The organism is Niastella yeongjuensis, from assembly GCF_900110245.1.
Lineage (GTDB): Bacteria > Bacteroidota > Bacteroidia > Chitinophagales > Chitinophagaceae > Niastella > Niastella yeongjuensis.
Genome location: NZ_FOCZ01000002.1, coordinates 101,221 through 124,178 on the forward strand (window position 1 = coordinate 101,221; position 22,958 = coordinate 124,178).

Genomic DNA, 22,958 nt, shown 5'->3' on the forward strand with positions numbered 1-22,958 from the left:
ACATTACATATGCAACCTAACATTGGTATCAAACCGGAAAATCTAACCGCTGTAGCGCACCTTTTGAATGGTTTACTGGCAGATGAATTTTTGCTGTATACCAAAACGCGTAATGCCCACTGGAATGTAGAAGGCCCCGATTTCCACGACAAACACAAATTCTTTGAAGGCCAGTATGAGGCACTGGATGAGATCATGGATTCAGTAGCTGAACGCATTCGTAAACTCGGGCACTATGCACCTGGTACATTAAAAGATTTTTTAAAGCTCACACACCTCACAGAACAGAGCCGCGAAAAAAACGACAGCCTCGGTTATATTCGCGAGTTGCTGGAGGATCATGAAGGCATCATCGTGTCTATGCGGGAAAACATCGACCGTATTGCCAATGAATATAAAGATGCTGGTACCAGCGACTTTCTTACCGGCTTAATGGAAGAGCATGAAACAATGGCCTGGATGTTAAGGTCACACTTCCGGTAATTGGAATTATAATAGTTGACAATAAAAAAGCCTCCGCCCGGATCATGCCGGCAGGAGGCTTTTTGTTTTAAGACAGGTTATGATAGCAATTAATCATAATCAGATACCCGCACTGCAAATACACAACGGTTATCGGTGCCGTACTTCACTGTTTCATACTCCGTTAAATTCCACAAATAACCGGTGCTTGTTTCATAGTATAAGTCTTCAGCGCCATGTGGCCAGCGATAGCGAACCCCGGCAGCTGCGCCATCATTGTACCGCGTGAGGCGGGCCGTTGAACCTTCATAACTGCTGTTACCGGTAGTGCTCATAAATGTTTTGGTGCCCGCGCGGTACACACCCTGAATGCCATTCACATTGGTATTGTCATTATCGATAGGCGTAATTACTTCCGGGGCCGGACTGGTAACAATTTGTCCGGAAGCATTTAAATGGAAACCATATGCTTTGGGAACGGTGGTTTCATCGGCAGTAATGTATTGCGCCGTCCAGAGCATAATATCAGAAGTCGTAGTGCCGGTACCTGTTTCTATACAGCTGAATGGCGATGCATTGGTGATCTTGTAATAACCGGTTTGGGGCAGGATATAGGCATAGTTAAATGCTTTCAACGTACCATCTGTTTCTTTACCGCAGCGTGTTTCGCCATCATCGCCTGCAGCGGATACAAATTTAGTAACATCAAATACGCGGATACCCAGTTTGGTATCGGCTACATACACCTTGGTGCCGTAGCAGGCTATGCCACCACCATGAATGGTTACGGGGATGTATGAATCCAGCTGGGTGTAGGGGTTAGATGCTTTGTACAATGCGCTGTTGGTCATATTGGCTTTATTCTGCACCAACAGAATATGGCGATAAGTGATGTTGCTCATGCTGGTGATATCAACCAGGGAAACACGCACCCCCTTGTGTTGGTTATTTACACCGGCAATATCATCGGGCCCAATGCCATACCACGTGATCAGTAAATAGTTCTTTGAACCGTACGTAAAACCGGTAATGCCTTGCGGACGCCATTCGGTAGTGCCTTCGTCGCCATCATTCCATTTAAAACCTTTTACCTGGTTGGCGGCGGGGATGTTAAATCCATAAACACCGGTATAACCGCTGCTGGTGCCCACGCGGTTAAGGCTTAACTGGTTGGGTGTTTTATAACCGTAGGAAGAAAGGCTGCTGACAAAACTGCTTTCATCGGTATAGGTAACCGTTACATTGGCAGCTACGGCGTTTTCAACCGCAACCCGGCCATCTTTGTTGGTAGTTGATTCGTTGGCAGGTGTTGGCTGTGTTTGTTTGGCACAGGCAAACAACGTCGTTGCTGCCAGGGCAGCAATACAATAAATACGTAAATTCACAGGATTGTTTTTAGGTTAAATAAATATTGTTTTGATTAGTTCGAACTATAGTTATTGACTCAGCGAGTGTGAAAAAGGTACTAGCGGTAATGCGGCTTTATTTTTCAACAACATGAGCCTGAGCAGTGTAGTTGAGCGGAATGTTAAGTGTGTGTAAAGCTTTTGATATCCGGATGCGATAGATTCAAAAAAAATGTAACATATGCATTGGTGAGGGCGGAAGATATTTTTAAAAACAATGCGTAGGTTTACTTCCAGTCTTCATAATCGCTGCGTATTTTGGCGCTGTGGAATTAGAACAATTTATACAGGACATTATTCAGCAGGGAAAGGTTATTGTGGCAGGTGCGGTAGTACCATTTACCGGGGAAGATATACAACAGGCAACACAACGCCTGCGCGAATATTACGAACAACAGTTACCCGAACTAACCGGCCGGGTACCGGCATTTGAACCAGAAGCGGCCGTATGGGCAGCTGTTTATTTGTATCGTGCAGCCCAGCTGACTGTGCTGCGCGCACTGGATGAAGATGCCGTAAACGGATTACTCACTCCTTTTACCGGTGCTGTTTCACCCGGAACCATTTTATCAGTTGATATAAGTTTTCGCCATTTGCCCAATCTGGTGAAGGTGGCCAAAGGCCTGTCGCCTGAAGACGCGCTGGTAAAACAAATACAGGCTGCCGCCGTTCAATGGCCGTTCTCTTCAGTTGGAATGAAGGTGGAAAAGGAAGTGAATATTGACGTGATCATGCACGATACCTGTTTACGCAGAGCCTACATTGACAGGATCATCGACACGCGTGACAAGAACAGGTGTAACAATGAATTGGTAAATGAATATATAAAGGAAGCATTGGGCGATCATGGCCAGTTATTATGGCCTGGTTGGCAACCCCAATAAAAAGAAACGTACTCATGGAAAACAAAACTGCTATCGATTTTCAGTTAATCGATAAAGTGAATGCGGTGCTGCAGCACATTAAAAGCACCTTCGTTGGTAAAGATGATATTATTGACCTGATGGGAATTTGCCTGGCCGGTCGCGAAAACCTGTTTTTGCTGGGGCCGCCCGGCACCGCCAAAAGCGCCCTGGTGCGCGAACTGGCGAGGTTGTTACAGGGTAAAACATTCGAATACCTGCTTACCCGGTTTACCGAACCCAATGAATTGTTTGGCCCGTTCGATATCCGGCGGTTGCGCGATGGTGACCTGGTAACCAATACCGAGGGTATGCTGCCCGAAGCGCATTTGATATTTCTGGATGAATTGCTGAATGCCAATAGCGCTATTCTGAATAGTTTGCTGATGGTTTTAAATGAACGCATCTTCCGGCGCGGCCGCGAAACAAAGCACTTACCTGCTTTGATGATCGTAGGCGCCAGCAACCACCTGCCCGAAGAAGAAGCATTACAGGCTTTGTTCGATCGCTTTTTGATCAGGGTACGCTGTGATTATGTTGATCCGCATCACCTGAACGATGTGCTGGATGCCGGCTGGTTACTGGAACAAAAGAAAACTGGCGATGCTCCTGGTATAGAAACCGAAGAGGTGCGTCAGCTGCAAAGTTTCATTCCCCTGGTTGATATGCAGGAGATCCGCCCCTATTACATCGAGCTCATTGAGAAATTGCGCAATGCCGGTGTACAGGTGAGTGACCGGCGTGCCGTAAAACTGCAACGGCTGATTGCCGCCAGCGCTGTGTTGTGCAAGCGAACAAAGGCTTATCGAAGTGATATGTGGGTGATGCGGTACATCTGGGATACCGATGAACAGCGGGAGGTAATTACCGGTATTGTAAATGCCGAACTGGAAGAAGAAAAAGAACAGGAACAAGTGCATCCAAGAGCAACCATCAATAGCATGCCCAATGCAGATGATATTTATAAAGAAGTAATGCAAATGACCGAACAATGGAATAATTCCGCAACTACGCGGGCAGAACGTTCGGTTATAAAAGACAGGCTGCGCTATCTGAATGGCCGTTGTGAATGGATCAGTAATGCAGATCAGAAGAACTATGTACTAAAACCTATTGATGCGCTCTGGCAAAAAATAATGCATGCCGAATGATAGAGTTGATTATAGTATTGTCGATAACGGATAAAGCAGCGCTGGGTGCAGTACGCTGCCTGCCTGGTTTAAAGGCAGCTGAAAAAGAGGCATTCATTTGGGTACGCGGCATTCCCATGGATGAAACAATAGACCTGCGCATCCGGCAGTTGCCCGGTTTACATACCTATACCCTGGATGAGGACGGTAATTTATTTCCACCGCGGGGGCTTACTCCGGTAGGGAAATTACAGTCCATGAACTGGGCGCCGGTATCGGATTATATCAAGGTAACACTGCCGGTATCTGCCCTGCCTGGTAAAATAAACCGGCAAATGGCTGTACAATTGGTGCCTTCGCAACAATTACAAAAAGGCAATGCCCTGCTCACCGATCTAACTGCCTGGAAGGCGTATGGAGAAACAGCGCCGCTGGTGCGTTTGCAACAAACCCGCTTTGCTGTATCTGAAGAAAATAAGGTGTTGGTGATGGGAGATCTATTGCCGGCTCTGCCGGGAAAAGAATACGTGTTGCTGAACGATTTGCTGATACCGTGTGGGTATGAATTTGATCCACCGGTGATAAGCAGTTTGATCGCTTCACAATTCAGTCCCGATAACGATTCCATATTGTTGTTTGATATAGATAGTACCTGGGAGGAAATTCCCAAAGATGCGTTTGTGCAATCAACCCGCAGTGCTATTCGCTTAACAAAGGGGGGAAACGATGGATAATTTTTTGAATACGGTAACAGATTACTTTCAGCCGCCGGGAAATTATTTCTGGCGTTGGGCCGAAGATGGTCAGGTAATTGAATGGCAGGATGGCGATACCATTTGTTATCGCGAGGAATTACTGGACATTTTAAAGAAACTGTCCCGGGAAGGCCTGCCTTCCATTGGTGCCATCCTGCTGGTGATCAGCGCCTGCAGGGATAAGCGGGCTGATATTGATAAAGAAGGTGGTTCAACCATTGTGCTTCGGTTGATGAATTACTATGGGAAAAACACTTCCATCCTGATGGGAATGAGAGAACGGGTGATTGAAGCAACCCGGATATTACACCTGGTGTCGGCTTTACCCGAGGAACTGCGTTCCGGGTCTAACAGGACCTGGATGCTTTATACCATCTTTAAGGGGGTAAGAAAAAAGATCACCCCAAACGTGGCTGCTGGTTGTATTGATTATTTTAACCAGGGCTCGTTGGATAAGTATATTTTCAGGGAAGGGAATTCAGACAATAAAGCCCGGGTATTTAACGACGATATGCAGTTGTTGAACCAGGCAAAGCAGTTGATCCCCACCGTACAGCACCTTGAAATGTTAATTCGCACGGGTACCGGAGACTTGCCCCAGGCTGCAGCGCTGGAGGTCCCCCACCTGGAAACAGGCGAACTGTTAGAACAACTGGAAGAAGATGTAAAAACTACCGGCCTGGCGCAATTGACAAAACGCCTGATTGCCGCGTTGAACATTCCTATACATACCCACGGCAGCGGCGATCAGTTGTTTGGTGGTGTATCGGACATTACCAACAGGGGCAATTTCGATCGCCTGCTATTAAGCGAACTGGCGCATGATGACCTGTCGCTAATGGCCCGGCTGGCAAACAATGAAGCCCTGTACCTGCGTCGGGAAGAATTGCCATCGAACCCCGAAAAGCAACGGATTGTATTAGTTGATACCACACTGAAGATGTGGGGCCTGCCACGGGTATTTGCCGTGTCTGCCGCATTGGCCTGCACCCTTAATAACAAAGCAAAAGCCCAAATTACCTCATACGCTTTGTCGGGGACTGCGTTTAATGAAACTGACCTGGCTACCAAAGAAGGAGTTGTACGTTCATTGGAACAGTTGGATGCAGCCCTGCATTGTGGCCGCGGACTTTCCCAATTTATGGACCAGCAGGCGGTGGGAGAAAACGATGAAGTGTTCTTAATTACAGAAGAAGAAATTACGCACAGCGTACTTTTTCAATCAATATTGGCTTCGCTAAAAAAGCCCGTAAATTTTCTGGTTACGGTTACTAGAGATGGGGAGCTGCGCTTCTATGAATACATCCGGGGCCGTAAAAAACAATTAAGCGAAGCCCGTTTTGATCTACAGGAACTGTTATTCAATATCAGGAAACCTAAAAAGGAAAAGTACAACAACAAGACCAGGGACTTATTGAATGCGCCTGCTTTTATGCAATACCAACCCTCTCCGCTTTATTATCCTGCTTCGAAAATAAGATTCTTTACAGACTGCATCTTTGAAGTGAAAAAAGATCATTTGATCTGTGTAACGCATGACCAACGGGTTTTATACTGGACCAGCAATAAGAAGGGCGCCCGGGAAATTATTGAAAGCCTGGAATCTGGTCTGGTGCGTTTTGGTTCAGCCGGGGATGCAACGGTATATATGCTTGTTTATCCGGTTGGCCAAAAGCATATGTGGCTCTATGAGGTAAACCTGGAAACAGGTACCGTTGAGACCAAAAAATTACTCAAAGGCATTTCCGGATATGCGGAAACTGTGTTCGAGAATGGGTATTTCAATATAAGAGCAGATAATGAGTTGTTTGTTATTGAGGCTGCCACCGGTAAAATATCTCCTGCGAAAGAGCCGCCAGGTGTTTTTGATCTTATGGTTGAGCGTAGTAAAAAAGCACTTGAAAACATAAACCTGAACACGTATAAAAGGTTTGTAAACAATGGATACAACACCATCAATACAGTGAAGCGTGTATATGTGACTGCGGATGGAGAGATAGGTTTTGACGAAAAGCTAATTACTTTAAGAGCGCAAGGTCAATCGATCAACATATGTAAGGTACGAAAAAGTATAAACCCGGATTACGGTGCAAAAGAAAGTGAGGCATCCATTATTGGGATAACCAGTACCAACATTAAATTTTCCAGATTTGTTTGGGCCGACGGTAGCGAAGCGGTGGTGGACTCAAGAGGGTTAATACACTTAAGAAGCGCTGATCGCAGCATTCCTGAAATTACCATCGTAATGATCATGGACAAACCTACCGCCTGCTGGTCCGCAGATGAACGGGTCTGCGGGGCCGCTTATTTTATCGGGGAACCCACCGGGCAAAGTCATGACGGCGTAGCCTGGTTTTATAAAAACCATATTCAACGGTTCACAGACAGAATAAAAGAAACATGCACATTACGCTGAAATATAATGAACATGCTGCGCATGTATTGAGCGGCGCCTTTATCAGGGGTAATACACCTGATGTATGGTTTCAGGAAATAAATGCATGGCAGATACCATTGGAAAAACTGGTATGTTTTATAATTGCCCAAAACAATAACCCGACCGATGCGGCAGGGTTATTTGTGATCTTTAGTAAGGGCCAGATGCCCGGCCTGTTGCAGGTGCGGCATCCATATACGGTGCTGGGTAAGAAGCTCTTTATTCCTGTTGATGCAGAATTGTCGCCCGCTGTCAGCGAACAGGAATTGCAATCCCTGTTGATCTGGGATTACCAGGTATTTCACCCAACCGTTGGGTTTATTGGGTTTGAAAAGTCGGACCGCATTGACCTGGCCGGGTTGCTGCAATACAAGGAACCCCGGAATATTTACTGGGGATATGCCCAACCCGGTCTGCGACCCTGGCTCCCCTTGCGGCAGATAAGTGTGCAGCAAATGACAGCAGAGGATGTTTTTGAGTCATTCAAAGAGGAGATCAATAACAAGCCACTGACGGATATCCCAACGTCGAATGAAAGAGAGGTGCCGGCCTGGTTGAAAAATCCGATTGTCGGCAAATTTTTTGAAAAGGTATTTGATATGCTCAACGGATCAGATTCCAAAACGCCAGAGGAATCGTCGGGTGCTATGGCTGGCAAGGAAAGTGGAAAAAGCGGTCAGGCATCGGGGAAGGATAAAAAACCAGGTCTGTTTGGTAAGGTCATGAAATGGATGGCAGAAAAAATGGAGGACCTGGAAAAACAGCGCGAAAGTGAGTTGAAGCGCCTGTCGGATATGTTTGATAAGGACACCGATGAGGCCCTGAAATATGCCATTCCTTTAGGCAATCCATATGCAGGCAGGGGCACTGCCCAACCATCGGGTCTGTTAGGAAAGCGTTCCACAGAATTTAATTTGAATAGTTTGGGGGGCGGCCATGCAGTGGATAGTTGGAATGTAGACAATTACTTCAACGATTTACGCAGTAAGTACCTGAAGGCAGCGCAGAAAGCTATTGAGGAGGGAGATTTTAAGAAAGCCGCTTACATCTATGCGCATTTGTTGGGTGATTTTGCAACTGCAGCGGCCACTTTACGCCAGGGTAAATATTATCGGGAAGCAGCCTTGTTGTATAAGGAACATTTAAAGAATCTTACCATGGCAGCTACCTGTTACGAAGAAGGCGGGTTGCTGCAGGAAGCCATCGACGTATATAGTGAGCTTGGGCAACACGAAAAAGCAGGTGATCTATATAGAGTACTGGGGCAGGAAGAACAGGCCCTTCAATGTTATGAAATATGTGTTCAGGCTGCAGCGGCCCACCAGGATTACCTCGAAGAATCGCGCATAGTTATAGATAAAATTGAAGATAAGCCAAGGGCAAAAAAGTTATTGTTAAAAGGCTGGCAGGATGTAAAACAACCTGAAGCCTGCCTGTTGAAATACTTCAACCTGATTGCTGATGAGGATAAAGAAGAAGTTCATTCAGCTATAAAAACGCTTTATGCCAATAAGCAGGCGGCCAAAAAAGAAATGGCCTTTCTGAATGTATTGGATAAAGTAAATAGAAAGTATAACACAACGGAACTCGAAAATGTCTGTCAGGATATTGCCTATGAGATAGTAAGTGAACAGGTGAGCGCCGGTAATCCCGACAGCCTGTTTGTACTCAGGAATTTTGTGCCCGATGATCGGTTGCTGACACCCGATTTTCACCGCTATATACATGCGGTTAAAGAAGCGCCCATTCAAAAGCCGGTCTCTGATAAATGGCAGTTGAAGGCCGATGTGTATTGGAAAAAGGTACTTACCTGGAACAATCAATTACTGGCCTGGGGATTACATCCGGAAGGGATGGAAATGGTGAGAATGAATTGGAGTGGGCATAAAGAATATTTTACCTGGAATGTACTAATGAAAGCGGGCAGTTCCTTATTACCCATAGCTAATCCCGCCTATACAGACCACATCCTGGTATATGATTACAATCCGGCGTTGAATAAACAAGGCCTGCCGAAGAATAGCTATTTTCAGGAAGCATTAACTGTTTTTTACCCAAACTTTGTGGATGCCGACACCATAGGTATTGGGTTTTACAAAGACCTGGTGGTTGCTTTACGACAATCAAATGGCGAAGGTTCGTTGATTTATTATACGGTTGAAGGGAAAGTTATTACATACGATCCCTGTATATTCAATGACCCCGCCTATAACTTTAGCCTTAGGCCTGCCGCAGTTAAAGAATTAATGTGGTGTGGAGATAAGTTTTATCTGTCAACCGACCATTCATTGTTGACCATTTCCGAGAAAGGCGCCATAGATGTGTTGTTTCTGGCCGATACACCCATAAGGGACCTTGCCATAAATCGATTGTCCGATGGGTTGTTAAATCTTGTGATGGCACTGGATGACCGGGTGGTGATAATAACTTATAATGACAGGAATGAACGTTGTAGTGAACCATTTGAAATACCAGAGCTGAAAGTAAAAAGCATGGCCCTCTTGCCAAACGACCGTATTGTGCTGGCTACTAAGGAAGAACTACGGATAGTTAATTTAAAAAATTACTCATTGCCCGAATTGGAATGGCGTTTGAGTTTGGAAAAGCCGGCAGTGGCCGTTTTTCCCGGTCCCACACGTGACCAACTAGGCGTTTTGGAATCAAATGGAAAGATAACTTTGCATAATTACAAAGAACTGGAATAAGACGGGTTCAGCCAATTATTACCATATACCTTAAAACTATAAAGCTTGCAATTATCCGAAGAACAAGTACTTGCACTGGCGCCTGATGAGTCATCCAGGAAATCCGGGAAAGAACTTAGCAGTCCGGGCAAATGGGTAAGCAAAGGTGTAAATGAGCTGGCGCTTTGGGGCGAATGCCAGGGCAGCGGAAGCAAGCCCTACCAAACCCAGGTTGACCTGGCAAACATAGCTTTTAAATGCAGCTGCCCCAGCCGGAAATTCCCCTGCAAACATGGCGTAGGCTTGTTATTGCTGTATGCCCGCGCAAAAAGTGAATTTACCAGTCATGACATGCCCGCCTGGGTGTCGGAATGGATCGGCAAACGATCTGAGAAACAGGAAAAACAGGTAGAGAAAAAGGATAAACCCGTAGATGAAGCCGCCCAGGCAAAACGCCGCCAGGCCCGGGAACAAAAAGTAAGTGATGGTATAGAGGAATTATTACAATGGATAAAAGATATCATTCGCAATGGTATCATCAGTATACCTGAAAAAGGATCGGCCTGGTTCGAAAATATGTCGCGCCGAATGGTAGATGCCCAGGCATCCGGCCTGGCCGGTATGATCAGGACCCTGTCGGAAATAAATTTTTATCGCGATGGCTGGCAAACGGAGTTTATAGATCAGTTGTTGCGATTGTATATCATCGCTACCGGGTTTAAAAACAATGAAACCCTTCCCACCTTATTACAACAGGACATTCGTACCTGGATCGGCTTTACACAAAATCAGGAGGAACTAAAAGAACAAACCGGTGTTACCGATACCTGGCTGGTATTGGGCAAACAGGTTACCGAAGAAGAAAATTTAACCATTGAAAGAAACTGGTTGTATGGGATCAACAGCAACCAATATGCTTTGGTACTTCAATTTCTGATCCGTGGCCAGGGTGCACAGGTGGCTTTAACCCCCGGTTTATTTATACAGGCGGAGTTGGTGTTCTATCCCTCCGTTTCTCCATTAAGAGCCATTGTAAAAAAACAGCTCAATACCGAAAAGGTGCAGCAATACAAAGGATTTGCCAACTGGCAGCAGGTGGCAGAAGCTGAAACGGACCAGGCAAGTATCTTGCCTTTCCGCAACGAAAGACCCTTTATCATTGAGCAGGTATGCCCGGTTTTTTATAACCAGCAGTGGTGGCTGCAAGACAGTAACAATGCCCTGATGAATATTAAAGGGGGATTTAAAAACATCTGGAAGCTGTTGTCATTAAGTGGCGGCGAAGCCCTGAATATGGCCGTTGTAGGAAAGGAAACTGCGTACGAACCCTTTGGGGTATGGTACCAGAATGAGTACAGGATTTTATAAGGGGATTGAACATTAATCAAATTGAGGATATGCAAACCTGGGATCAGATCATTAATACAGCTTTGCTGGGTACAGACAAACGAACGCTTGCCGCCAATGAATTACCGGCTGAACTGGCAGCGGCTGTTGAACTCATACAAAAAAGCACCACTGATAAAGAAGATCAGTTTTTACAAATAGCCGCCCTGGCATTCAATTATCGCCAATGCGGGATGCTGCCCCTGCAAAAAGAGGGCGTAACGATCTCAAAAGCCGCCATTGAAGAGAAACCATATTGTTCACCATGGGCGCTTCAAACGGTAAACGATATTCTGGAATCGGAAAGCAATTCCTTATTACAATTCTGGCTGCAATTATGTGCTGCAAAAAATCAGGTGGTAACACCGGAGTTGGTGCCGGCACTATTAACCATTGGCACGCAACAAAAGAAATTGCAAAACCTGGTGGTGGCCTGCTGTGGCAAACGGGGCGACTGGCTTAGTAAGTTCAATCCGGAATGGAACTTTTCAACCGCCACCACCCAGGAAGAATTATGGGAAACCGGGTCTGCTGAACAACGCAAAGCCGTGCTGGAACAATTGCGTAAAGACGATCCGGCAAAGGCAAGGACCTGGTTGCAACAAACCTGGGCACAGGAAGACGCCGGTACAAAAGTAGAATGGCTGATGCTCATGGACATCAACATTGGGGAAGATGATATTGAGTTCCTGGAAAGCCTGGCAAAAGAGAAAAGTAAAAAAGTAAAAGATGTGGCCCTTTGGTTGCTGAAGCAGATCCCTGAATCCCCCATTGTACATCAATACCAGCAGGTGCTGCAAAAGACGGTCACTATTGGTAAAAAAGGCTTGCAGATAAAATTGCCTGCCGGGTTGGATGAGAACCTTTTCAAAACCACGGGGCTTGATAAGCTAAGCAACAGCAAAGATTTTACCGATGAAGAGTTCATCATTTTTCAAATGATGCAGGCAGTGCCGCCGGCTTTTTGGGAAACCCGCTTGAATAGCGAACCCGATATTATCATCAGGTCCATGCAAAAAGACCCTATAGGTAAAAAGTTAATGCCGGCGCTTGTACAGGCGGTAGTAGCCTTTAAAGATCAACAGTGGGCAACGGCTTTCATGCAAAACAGCCAGGTCTTTTATATAGATATTATCCCTCTGCTGCCGGTAAAAGAACAGGAGTTTTACAGCATCAAGTTCATGGACCAGTTTTCAGAGAACATAATAGAACATGCTATTAAACGGGAAGATACCTGGAGCCTCGATTTAACGCGGGCCATTTTTATAAAGACGGCAAAAAGTGTTTATCAGTATAACCGCTCGTTTTATAGCCGGTACATTCATTGTATACCCATAGGTATAGTTACCGAATTGGAAAAATGCGCACCGGCTGAAGACTATCTGAAAAATACCTGGTATAATACCAGTGAATACATTACCACGCTCATCAACCTGAAAAAACAAACTATACAATCCTTTAACGATTAAAAATAATAACACCTTATGTCTTCCTTACTACGTCAACACGCTGAACAATTATATGCCCAGGAGCTGGAAGAACTGCAAAAACAGGAAACCGGCAAGCGTCCGGCCAACTGGAAATTAACGCCTCAGTCGGTGGTTACCTACCTGACCGGCGGAAAGTTGCAGAACGGGTTTGAGGTAACGCCAAAATACATTGGTAACAAGCGGTTGATGGAAATAGCCGTGGCTACATTGACCACCGACCGGGCGTTGTTATTATATGGATTGCCCGGTACGGCAAAAAGCTGGGTGAGTGAGCATTTGGCTGCCGCGGTTTGTGGCGACTCTACCATGATCATTCAGGGTACAGCCGGCACCAGTGAGGAAGCAATCCGGTATGGCTGGAACTATGCCCGGTTGCTCGCAGAAGGTCCCTCAGAAAAAGCATTGGTAGAAACACCGGTGATGCGATCTATGAAAGATGGTAAAATAGTACGTATAGAAGAGTTGACGCGTATTGGCGCCGATGTGCAGGACACGCTCATTACCATTCTGTCGGAAAAAACTTTGCCTATACCCGAGTTGAATTCAGAAGTACAGGCGGTAAGAGGGTTCAATGTAATAGCAACTGCCAATAACCGCGATAAAGGGGTGAATGAATTGTCGAGCGCCCTGAAGCGCCGGTTCAACACCGTGATATTACCGGTGCTGGATTCCATGGATGAAGAAATCGATATCGTAAAACGCCGGGTAGAAAGTTTTGAGAAGGTAATGGAATTACCAGCCGAGCCACCAGCTTTGGCGGAGATCCGTCGCATTGTGACCATCTTCAGGGAACTGCGCAGCGGTGTTACCCTCGATGGAAAAACAAAAATAAAAACACCCAGTGGTACGCTCAGCACCGCAGAAGCCATTTCAGTAGTGAACAATGGCCTGGCTATGGCTGCATATTTTGGCGATGGTCAGTTAAAGGCTGCTGATCTCGCTGCGGGTATTATTGGTTCAGTAGTGAAAGACCCGGTGCAGGATAAACTCGTTTGGCAGGAATACCTGGAGACAGTTGTTAAACCAAGAGAGGACTGGAAGGACATTTATCGGGCGTGCCGCGACCTGCTGTAGGCACCCACGCACAACTCACTACTCACAACTCACCATGATTCACATACTAGGCATACGACACCACGGGCCCGGTTCCGCCAGAAATGTAAAAGAGTTTCTGGAAAAGGTAAAGCCGGATATTGTATTGGTAGAAGGGCCGCCCGAAGCAGACCCTTTGCTACAATGGGTAAACCATGAGGCGCTGAAACCACCGGTAGCCATACTGGTGTATCAACCCGATGATCCGCAGCGGTCGTCGTTTTATCCCTTTGCAGAGTTTTCACCTGAATGGCAGGCGATCGCTTATGCCCGCCGGAACAATATCCATGTGCGGTTTATGGACCTGCCCATCAGCCATCAGGTTGCACTGGAAAAAGAAAAAAAGGAACCACCAGTTGCAGTTGAACCCTCGGTGAACAATTATATAATCCGAAATAACGAAGCAGGAGATAAGATTGCCTTTGCCAAAGACCCGATCTCCTACCTGGCAGAAGCAGCCGGATATGAAGATGGGGAGAAATGGTGGGAGCATATGTTTGAGCACCGGCAAAGTAATGAGCAGGTGTTTGAAGCCGTAACGGAAGCCATGCAGGTATTGCGCGAAACCATGCCGGGAAAGGAAGACCGGGCAGAACAATGCCGCGAAGCCTGGATGCGAAAAACCATTCGCCAGGCAGAAAAGGAAATGTTCCGGAACATTGCAGTGATCTGCGGCGCCTGGCATGCACCCGCCCTGGTTAACATGCCCAGCGCCAAAGAAGACAATGAGTTGCTGAAGGGTTTGCCCAAAGTAAAAGTAGAATGTACGTGGATCCCCTGGACGTACAGCCGCCTGAGTTATTACAGCGGTTATGGCGCGGGTATTGGATCACCCGGCTGGTATGATCATGTGTGGCATTATCCCCATGACGATGGTACCCGCTGGATGGCCAAAGTGGCCCAGTTGTTCAGAACAAAACAAATGGACACCTCTGTAGCGCATGTAATTGAAGCGGTACGGCTGGCTGAATCACTGGCCAGTATGCGCAACTTATACAAGGCGGGGCTGGAAGAACTGAACGAAGCCACCCGCACGGTGCTTTGTAATGGGGAAAGCATTCAAATGCAGCTGATCAACGATGAGCTGATCGTAAGCAACCGCATTGGCGAAGTGCCCCAGGAGATCCCTAAGCCGCCATTACAGCTGGATATTGAAAAGCTGCAGAAACGACTGCGTTTACCGGCAGCTGCCGATTTTAAGGATTATACGCTTGACTTGCGCAAGGAAAACGACCTGGAACGAAGCATCTTTCTGCACAGGTTGCAATTGCTGGAAATAAACTGGGGTGAACGCCAGGAAGTGACCGGCAAGGGTACATTTAAAGAACAATGGCGTTTACAATGGAGCCCGGAACTGTCGATCAACATTATTGAAAAAGGCAATTGGGGAAATACCGTGGCAGAAGCTGCGGAGAAATTCGTGATGGCAAAAGCCGGTGATGCCGATTCACTAAGTGTTGTAACTGAATTACTGGAGAATACCATTCCGGCCGAATTACACCGGGCCGTGGAAACATGCATACAACGCATCAATAACCTGGCAGCTGCCAGCGGAGATGTGATCCAGTTAATGGAAGTAGTGCCAGGACTGGTACAGGCAACCCGGTATGGCAGCGTACGAAAAACCGATGCCGACCTGGTAATGGGTATTGTAAACAGCATGCTTACACGTATTTACGTGAGTTTGCCGGCAGCCTGTACAGCCGTAAGTGACGACGCTGCCCAAAAACTGCTTGAGTTTTTCTTTAAGTTGAACGATGCGGTGAATGTGTTACAGCAATCCGATATTACCAGCCAGTGGCAGCAGACCCTGCAGGCTATAGCCACAGGGGGGAATACTACGCCCACCATTGCTGGTTATGCAACAAGACTGCTGGCAGATTATAAATTACTGGAAGGCGAAGCCCTGGTGCGGGTATTTCATTATGCCATGTCATCGGCAACGCCACCCGATAAAGCAGCTGCCTGGCTTGAAGGTTTCCTCAAAGGCAGCGGCACCATTTTGTTAATCGATAACGATCTCTGGAACCTGGTGAACAATTGGGTAGATACATTGGATGAAGAAACCTTCACCAGGGTGTTGCCCCTGTTACGCAGAACATTTGCCGGTTTCTCCTCCCCTGAAAGAAAAAAGCTGGGTGAGAAGGTGAAGACAGGCGGTAGCGGTACAACCGTTAAACAGGTTGAAAGTAATATAGACGAAGAAAGGGCTAAACGGGGCCTCCCGGTTATCATGCAATTATTAGGTATAAAAACCAAACCATGAGCAACAACGAACAACATACCCGCAAATGGCGGTTGATTCTGGGTGGAAAAGAAAACGACGGCACCGGTGTTACCCTGAATGAGCGCGATCTGCAAATGGATAAAACACTGGAAGCATTATACGACAGCACCCGTCAGGGCGGACTCGGCCCATCCTCCCCCAACGTAGCCCGCTGGCTGGGAGATATACGCACGTTTTTTCCTTCCTCCATTGTACAGGTAATGCAACAGGATGCCCTGAACCGGCTGAACCTGACGCAGATGTTGTTTGAAAAGGAAATGCTCGAAAATGTAGAAGCTGATGTGCACCTGGTAGCTACTTTGATGACGCTGAGTAAAGTAATTCCTGATAAAACAAAAGACACGGCACGCCAGGTAGTGCGTAAAGTGGTAGAGGAGTTGATGCGTAAACTGTCACAACCCACCCAACAGGCAATCATGGGTAGTTTAAACAGAAGCGCCCGCAATCGCCGGCCCCGGCATAACGAGATCAACTGGCATGCTACCATTCAAAAGAACCTGAAACACTATCAACCCGAATATAAAACCATCATTCCCGAAACCAGGATCGGCTATGGACGTAAACGGACTGCTTTGAAAGACGTGGTACTGTGCATAGATCAAAGCGGATCTATGGGCACTTCAGTGGTTTATTCCGGCATCTTTGGGTCGGTGATGGCCTCGATCCCGGCTATAAAAACAAAGATGGTAGTATTTGATACGGCCGTAACAGATCTCACGGAAGAACTGACCGACCCGGTAGAGTTGTTATTCGGTGTGCAACTGGGTGGAGGAACAGATATCAACCTGGCGCTTACCTATTGCCAGCAGATCATCACCAAACCAAACGATACCGTACTGGTGCTGATCACCGATCTATACGAAGGTGGCAATGAAGACAAAATGCGTAAACGGGCTGCGGAACTGGTAGCGGCAGGTGTTCAGGTAGTGGTATTGCTGGCCCTGAATGATGAAGGTGCTCCTTTTTATGACCATAACAATGCGCAATATTTTTCCAACCTGGGCATTCCCGTGTTTGCCTGTACGCCCGACAAATTCCCCGACCTGATGGCTGCTGCTTTAAGTAAACAGGATATTGGGATGTGGGCTGCGAAGGAAGATATGGTAATAAAAAAATAAAGAAGGTGTCTTCTAAAGACCGCCTTCTTTATTGTAAACTTTTCGAAGTACGAAGTAAGAAGTAGGAAATAGAAATTCGCGAGCTTCGTACCTCCTGCTTCTTACTTCCTATCTCGCTTACTTACGCGTGTACGTTCTGAAGTAACCGCATTCTTTGATCGCTTCTTTATAAAACTGCGTATTGGAATATTTTGTTTTCAATGTTTTAAAGCCTTCCCATGCTAAAAAGTCTGGTCTGTTATCTGGGCTATACATAGAATCTTTATTGTTGACTACTTTCCCATCGTAATATTCGTTGCGTTCACATTTGGCCAGCATGAAGTGGCATTTTGCTTTCTGCTCATCAGTTTTGGCAACACTGAGGGCCAACGTGTAATATTTAATGGCCGGTTGCATATTGCCCGGGGGACTCACGACGTGGGGAGCGTCACTGCTATAGCATTGATACACGTTACAATCATAAAAGGCGCGGGCATTACCATACCAGGTTATATTATAAAACGCATTGGCCAGCAGCATGGCATTGGTGTATACATCTGTGCCCGCTTTGATCTTATCTTGCATGTCTTTCATTTTTTTGAGTAATGAAAGCTTATTGTATTTTATCTTTTGCGGGGCTTCATGGTCGCAATCGTGACAATCCTGTAAGCGGCCATTGAAAGGGTTACCCTGCAGTTCGATATTAACAGTACCTGTCCCCGCTTTTGAAACGGCTTCCTCCATTTTTGAAATGGCTTCATTCAGGTTGTTGGTATAGGTTACCTGGATGGCCTGGTATTCAAGCAGGTCCTCCATTTTTAGTGCATATTGTTTGGATACCAATAATTCATAGGGCGTTTTATTGGGCTTGTTTAAGAAGCTTTTCAGGGCCTCTATGTTTTTGTCATTCGTATAATAAACGCAGTCATTTTCAAAGCATATCGCTTTTATAGATTCGTTTTGATTGTTGTACATCTTCGCCAGCGATCCTTTTATCCAGTCTGTGGCCCCCTGGGTCCTTACTTCTTTTTTTATGTGGTCATCCAGTAACCATTCCAGGTCAGGTAAAATAGCTTTTTCCAGTTTGGCATCGGCTTTGGGTGCGCTGGAAATTGTATTTATTAATTTAAATACACGCAATTGTTCCTTTTCCCCTTGTTCTTTTGACAGCCTTTTTTCCGCCTGTGCATAACAGGCTGCTGCCTGCTGATACTTCTCATTATGCATATACAGATAGCCGGTGGCCATATGCCACATGGCTGGCCGATTGGTATTGTTAGCCTGTGCAATTCGGTTGATCAGAGCTATCACCTTGTTTTTAGACGTATCGCTGCCATCATATTTATGAGAATTAAGGTTCAGGGTTTCTTCAATCTGATTGACCGCTCTTGTTAATAAGAGATTCAGTTTTTCACTGCGCGGATTCAATGCATAGATCTCCTGGATGGAACGATACTCATCTTCATAAAAAACACCGAGCATCTGCCACAGGGTTATCTTTTCCTCGTTGTTGGCGCATAAGGCCAGGGTAGCCTTCCAGTCGGCTTCTTCCTGGGGATGAAAGCTGTAATGGGCTACCGTTTTGAGGGCGTTGGAGCCATCGTATACTTTACTGTAATAATAGTTGGCTTTGGTGTAGTTCTTTAATTTGTAGTAGGCGCCGGCCGCGTAGGCCATGGTACGGTAATACAACTCATTCTTTGGAAACACTTTTTCGTTGCTTTCGAAAAAGCTGATCGCTTTTTGTGCAGAGTCATTAAAGAAATAAGAACGTTCTAACTGGAACCAATACCGTTGCTTTAGGAAGGGGTCTTTTGCCTGGGTATATTCCTGTTGTAATTTGCTGTTTAAAGGCTTTGCATTGTAATAAGGATTCTTCTTTTTTGAATCATAATCCCACTCATATTCGAGGTTATTAACGGCAAATACTTCTGTTTTTTTGGCCAGTGATAAATAGGTCAGGAAGGCGATCGTCTTTTTCTCCCCCTTGTTAAGCAGTTGGAACGATTGCATACTGCCAGGGAGGATTTTTAATTTCCCCGCAGCATAACCGGCAGCACTGTCAATTGATCCCTCCGTGGCTTTTTGTAATAAATATTCCAGCTCAGTACGGGGAGTGCTGCTACCTAAATAAGTTGCCCAGTCAGTGACATTTGATTCATTGAACCGGGTGTCGTGCTTGTTATCGTACCCGAAACCATAAAAGCTTTCAGGGGCATAAAAGAAAGGACTGTAACTGCGATCGGCAAATACATCGGGAGTAAAGTTGAGGCGGGACCCGTCGTCCCAGTCGCCTGCGCAAGCCAGTATAATGCCGGTGCCAACAGCCAATGAGCTAGTCAGCGTTAGTAAGTACTTTTTTGATAATATCCGTTTCATATTGAATGAGGTTAGTGCTGTCGAGGTCGTAGAAGATCAGTTTTCCAATGCGGTGATTGGTATTTTTATTTATCTGGGTTGTTATTTCCAATAGGTCATCAGCCGGTACATGCTCGTTTTTTATTTCATCACCTGGCTGAAAATAATACCCTGCCTTGAAGCAGGCATGTTTTACCTGGTACCGGTTGCTGGTTAAAATAGTAAAGTTGCTGTCATTTTCAAATTGTGTAAAGTTAATTTTATTTAACAGGTCAATTACCTGGCCATTACGCATTTGTAATCCCCACGAAAACACTGGTAAAGCAACATCTAATGATAAAGGATAAGATCTTATATATGAATTATACCGGTTGGCAACCGACCTTTCATAAATGGAGTTGGTATTATCACCGTTGATGGCGCCGATATTGTAATACATCAACACACCATGATCAACCGGCGGAATGCCCATCCTTTCTTTATACTTTACCTGGTGCAGGCGTATGGTAGATGAGATCTTTTGTTTGGAAATTGACTGGTATTCCCGGATGAATTGAAAGAAGTGATCGCGGGTGGTTTCTGTCCAGTCACAATCGAATTGTATTTCCCGGGTAGTAAGGTGTTGTGATTTATTAATTTGATCAATCAGGTGTAATACGTTTGCAGCCAGCGTAGGGATGTCGGCAGCCTGTAACCGGTCGAATGTTCTGTTTTTTATAAATATGACCGGAACTACCTTGTAATGAGTTATTGAGGAATCAAGTCGGATGGGAGATACGGGTGTTGGCTGGGTAGCTTCCGGTTTATAATCGATGTCAAAGTACCGCACATACAACGTATCAACGGCATGTTCCCGTAATACGTTTTGTTCAAACCTATTCAGGGCGAACTGAGTTTTCCAAAAATAGAACGAAACAGGGCGCTTATGTACTGGTTGTTGGCAGGCTGCCAGCAACAACACAAAAAACAACAAGGGACCCCAATACTTTTTCATTGCGGTTCGAAGGTAAGACGGGTTATGCTTTCACCCCAATCAAAAACATAGTGGTTACTGGGTAATCTAGTGGTTCCAGTTCCTTGTTATTCAACGTAAACAATTCCGTTTTGCCTTTCCAGCGGTTGTTCACGATCCAGTCATTAGTAAATGCTTTTGAAGAAGGGTGAATGGTAAAACCTGCCTGCTGCAAATGGCTTTTCCATTCTGAATAATCCCAGAAGCAGAAAGTTTCATGCATTTCGCTTTGCCAGTTGTCGGTATAATCTTTACGGCTCAGGAACTCCATGGCATTCCGCAAGCTGGTTATTACGTAGTTTTTATTATTGATTGTAGCAGTGGTATAATTCAACACATATCCTTCTTTATGCCTGAAGTCGCGTGCAAGACGCAGAAAACGCGCATAGGTTGATAGTTCAGCGAGGTAATGCGAAAAGGCTGTTTTGTCTTCGATCAGTTTATATGGATCATTATTACTGCCATCTGTATCGTTCAACCATAAGTATACGGTTTGGTCCTTGTTTTCGGGGCCTACTACGTCGCGATTGATCCAAACACCACCGGGGGCCAGTTCTGCATACCGGTTCTGAATAAATTGTAACAGGTCGGTGCGGCTGCCATACGATTCAATTTCATGGGTAAGCGACGAGGTGTGAATAGTATTCATGGAATTGGGTTCAAACACCAGACCGGTTACGGCGTTCTTTTGTGAGAAGAAGACAAACGGATTTACAAACTCACCATTTTCTTTACGTTGCTGGCAAAGCACATATAAATAGCGGGAAACTTCTATTCCATAAAAATCAGACTCGCGCAGGCGCTCATCTTTACAGGCCAGTTTTATCCAGGAACCTACGGCACAGCCAATGTCGCCAATGCGGCCCGGTTGAATATACTGGGCAGTATCGTGGTATTTCATTTCAGCAATATCATCCATTTGCCGTACGTAAACATTGTAATCACGCGTCTCCGTTAAATCGCCGTCACTGCTGATCATGGCATCCCTGAACAGCATTTGTACTTTTTCGCCCCGCCTGTATTTCTTCCAAACAGTAAAGGCTGAGGCATGCATATGTTGTTGTACAAACGGATCTGTTTGCCATTGGTTGCTTTTGGCAATCTGTTCTACCACATCCCAGGGCATGGCCGTGTGGTGTTTCCAGGTGGCTATATCCTGCAACTCGGCCGGCAGTATGGTAAAACCAAGGTGGTGATACATATTTAACACCGGGGTAGAGCAAATTACAACGGTATTAGCGGGCGTGCACTGGAATTGTCCCTCACTATCGTGTTGAATGCGTTTGAGGGTGTAGGCGGCAAAATTGGGAACATACCCTACATCGTCGATGCCGTACATATAGGTGGGAACGTCCAGTTCATTGCCAAAGGCCTCGATGGTGATGGCGCGCAAATAAAACGGCAGGGGATTGCGGCGGGTATTGGAATGGTTGGCCGAAGTAACGGCAAACAGCACCGCCTCAATTTTCTGCCTGCTGCCAATAGGTTTACCAAATACATCTTTTTCGTTTTCCAGTCCGTTTTGAATAAGGCCCTGAATATAACGGAACTGAAATTGGGTAAGCAGCTGGTGGCGGCCGGGGATCAACAGGTACATGAAACTGATTTGCGTTAAAGATACAGTTTGACCGGGATAGCTTGGTTCTACCACCGAAAGTTTTATATTGCAGCCCATGTCAGCATCCGGTTCAGAGATAAAGGTAGCAGTAGACGCCATTGTATTCGGATATTCCAAAAACGAAGGCGTGTCCATTCTGCTGATTCAGCGGAAATATCCCCCATTTAAAAATATGTGGGCTATACCGGGAGGCTTTGTACTGCCCGATGAGTCCCTGGAAGAAGCGGTGCGCCGGGAACTGGTGGAAGAAACGGGCATAGGGGTAAATTACCTGGAACAGCTGTATACATTCGGGGAACCGGACCGGGACCCCCGTAAACGGGTGATCTCCATTGCCTATTTTGCCCTGGTTAAAAGCGCCCAGTTTCAGCAGTTAAAGGCCAGTACCGATGCCGAGAATGCGCAATGGTTCAATTTTAAGAACCTGCCCTCGCTGGCTTTTGATCATAAGAAGATCCTGAACCTGGCCATTGAACGGGTACGTACCAAGATCCGCTATCAGCCTATTGGTTTTGAATTGCTCGATCGTAAATTCCCGTTTTCCGACCTCGAAAAACTATACATTACCCTGCTCGACCGTGATATAGACCGCCGTAACTTCTCCAAGAAAATGCTGGCCCTGGGCATACTCGATGAAACCAATGAGTATGCGAAAAGCGAAGGCAAGGGCCGCCCCAGCAAAATGTACCAGTTCAATAAAAAACGCTACCAGGAACTGGTGAAGGAAGGGATCAATTTTGAGATCTAGGAATTATTAAAAAATGTTTAAGGGCTTGCAGGTTGACCGGCTGTAAGCTATATTACCGCAGCATCTTTTATAAATAGTTGTATGCATGCCCCTT

Annotated in this window: 16 protein-coding genes; 12 read left to right on the plus strand and 4 right to left on the minus strand. The window is 45.9% G+C overall.

Annotated features, from left to right (window positions below):
- Positions 1–9: 9 nt before the first annotated feature.
- Positions 10–483: a Dps family protein gene (locus tag BMX95_RS05095; protein WP_081200907.1), complete on the plus strand. Its 474-nt coding sequence runs from the start codon at positions 10–12 to the stop codon at positions 481–483.
- An 89-nt stretch (positions 484–572) separates the two neighbouring features.
- On the opposite strand, the gene BMX95_RS05100 is transcribed toward BMX95_RS05095, so the two are convergent.
- Positions 573–1,847 (minus strand): hypothetical protein, encoded by a 1,275-nt coding sequence (locus tag BMX95_RS05100; RefSeq protein ID WP_081200908.1) that lies wholly within the window; start codon positions 1,845–1,847, stop codon positions 573–575.
- Positions 1,848–2,134: 287 nt separating this feature from the next.
- Between BMX95_RS05100 and BMX95_RS05105 the strand changes: the two genes are divergently transcribed.
- Genes BMX95_RS05105 through BMX95_RS05150 form a run of 10 tightly spaced genes read left to right on the plus strand, consistent with a single transcriptional unit; the run spans position 2,135 to position 17,149 of the window.
- Positions 2,135–2,752 carry a hypothetical protein gene (locus BMX95_RS05105; protein ID WP_081200909.1) on the plus strand — a complete coding sequence of 206 codons (618 nt, stop codon included), beginning with the start codon at positions 2,135–2,137 and terminating at the stop codon, positions 2,750–2,752.
- A gap of 14 nt (positions 2,753–2,766) precedes the next feature.
- The gene (locus BMX95_RS05110) at positions 2,767–3,921 is read left to right on the plus strand and encodes an AAA family ATPase (RefSeq protein ID WP_081201780.1); all 1,155 of its coding nucleotides are present in this window, start codon (positions 2,767–2,769) and stop codon (positions 3,919–3,921) included.
- Positions 3,918–4,634, plus strand: coding sequence for a hypothetical protein (locus BMX95_RS05115; RefSeq protein ID WP_081200910.1), 717 nt, complete (start codon positions 3,918–3,920; stop codon positions 4,632–4,634). The genes BMX95_RS05110 and BMX95_RS05115 overlap by 4 nt, the downstream gene beginning before the upstream one ends.
- Entirely contained in the window at positions 4,627–7,071 is a 2,445-nt protein-coding gene (locus BMX95_RS05120) for a hypothetical protein (protein ID WP_081200911.1), read from the plus strand. Before BMX95_RS05115 ends, BMX95_RS05120 begins: the two co-directional genes overlap by 8 nt.
- Positions 7,056–9,797 (plus strand): hypothetical protein, encoded by a 2,742-nt coding sequence (locus tag BMX95_RS05125; protein WP_081200912.1) that lies wholly within the window; start codon positions 7,056–7,058, stop codon positions 9,795–9,797. Before BMX95_RS05120 ends, BMX95_RS05125 begins: the two co-directional genes overlap by 16 nt.
- 45 nt (positions 9,798–9,842) lie before the next feature.
- Positions 9,843–11,144, plus strand: a complete 1,302-nt coding sequence (locus tag BMX95_RS05130; RefSeq protein WP_081200913.1) for an SWIM zinc finger family protein — start codon at positions 9,843–9,845, stop codon at positions 11,142–11,144.
- Positions 11,145–11,173: 29 nt separating this feature from the next.
- A complete protein-coding gene (locus BMX95_RS05135) occupies positions 11,174–12,631 on the plus strand; it encodes a DUF5691 domain-containing protein (protein WP_081200914.1) in 1,458 nt (485 codons plus the stop codon).
- Positions 12,632–12,646: 15 nt separating this feature from the next.
- On the plus strand, positions 12,647–13,726 hold the full coding sequence (locus BMX95_RS05140) for an ATP-binding protein (protein WP_081200915.1): 1,080 nt from the start codon (positions 12,647–12,649) through the stop codon (positions 13,724–13,726).
- 34 nt (positions 13,727–13,760) lie between these two features.
- Complete coding sequence (locus tag BMX95_RS05145) at positions 13,761–16,010, plus strand: DUF5682 family protein (protein WP_081200916.1); 2,250 nt, start codon at positions 13,761–13,763, stop codon at positions 16,008–16,010.
- On the plus strand, positions 16,007–17,149 hold the full coding sequence (locus BMX95_RS05150) for a VWA domain-containing protein (protein WP_081200917.1): 1,143 nt from the start codon (positions 16,007–16,009) through the stop codon (positions 17,147–17,149). The genes BMX95_RS05145 and BMX95_RS05150 overlap by 4 nt, the downstream gene beginning before the upstream one ends.
- 117 nt (positions 17,150–17,266) lie before the next feature.
- On the opposite strand, the gene BMX95_RS05155 is transcribed toward BMX95_RS05150, so the two are convergent.
- Genes BMX95_RS05155 through BMX95_RS05165 form a run of 3 tightly spaced genes read right to left on the minus strand, consistent with a single transcriptional unit; the run spans position 17,267 to position 22,095 of the window.
- Complete coding sequence (locus BMX95_RS05155; RefSeq protein WP_090519304.1) at positions 17,267–19,507, minus strand: hypothetical protein; 2,241 nt, start codon at positions 19,505–19,507, stop codon at positions 17,267–17,269.
- Positions 19,464–20,480 (minus strand): hypothetical protein, encoded by a 1,017-nt coding sequence (locus tag BMX95_RS05160; RefSeq protein WP_081200919.1) that lies wholly within the window; start codon positions 20,478–20,480, stop codon positions 19,464–19,466. The genes BMX95_RS05155 and BMX95_RS05160 overlap by 44 nt, the downstream gene beginning before the upstream one ends.
- A 22-nt stretch (positions 20,481–20,502) precedes the next feature.
- Positions 20,503–22,095, minus strand: coding sequence for a class I SAM-dependent methyltransferase (locus BMX95_RS05165; RefSeq protein WP_081201781.1), 1,593 nt, complete (start codon positions 22,093–22,095; stop codon positions 20,503–20,505).
- Between the two features lie 76 nt (positions 22,096–22,171).
- Between BMX95_RS05165 and BMX95_RS05170 the strand changes: the two genes are divergently transcribed.
- The gene (locus BMX95_RS05170; RefSeq protein ID WP_081200920.1) at positions 22,172–22,864 is read left to right on the plus strand and encodes an NUDIX hydrolase; all 693 of its coding nucleotides are present in this window, start codon (positions 22,172–22,174) and stop codon (positions 22,862–22,864) included.
- The last annotated feature ends 94 nt before the right edge of the window (positions 22,865–22,958 follow it).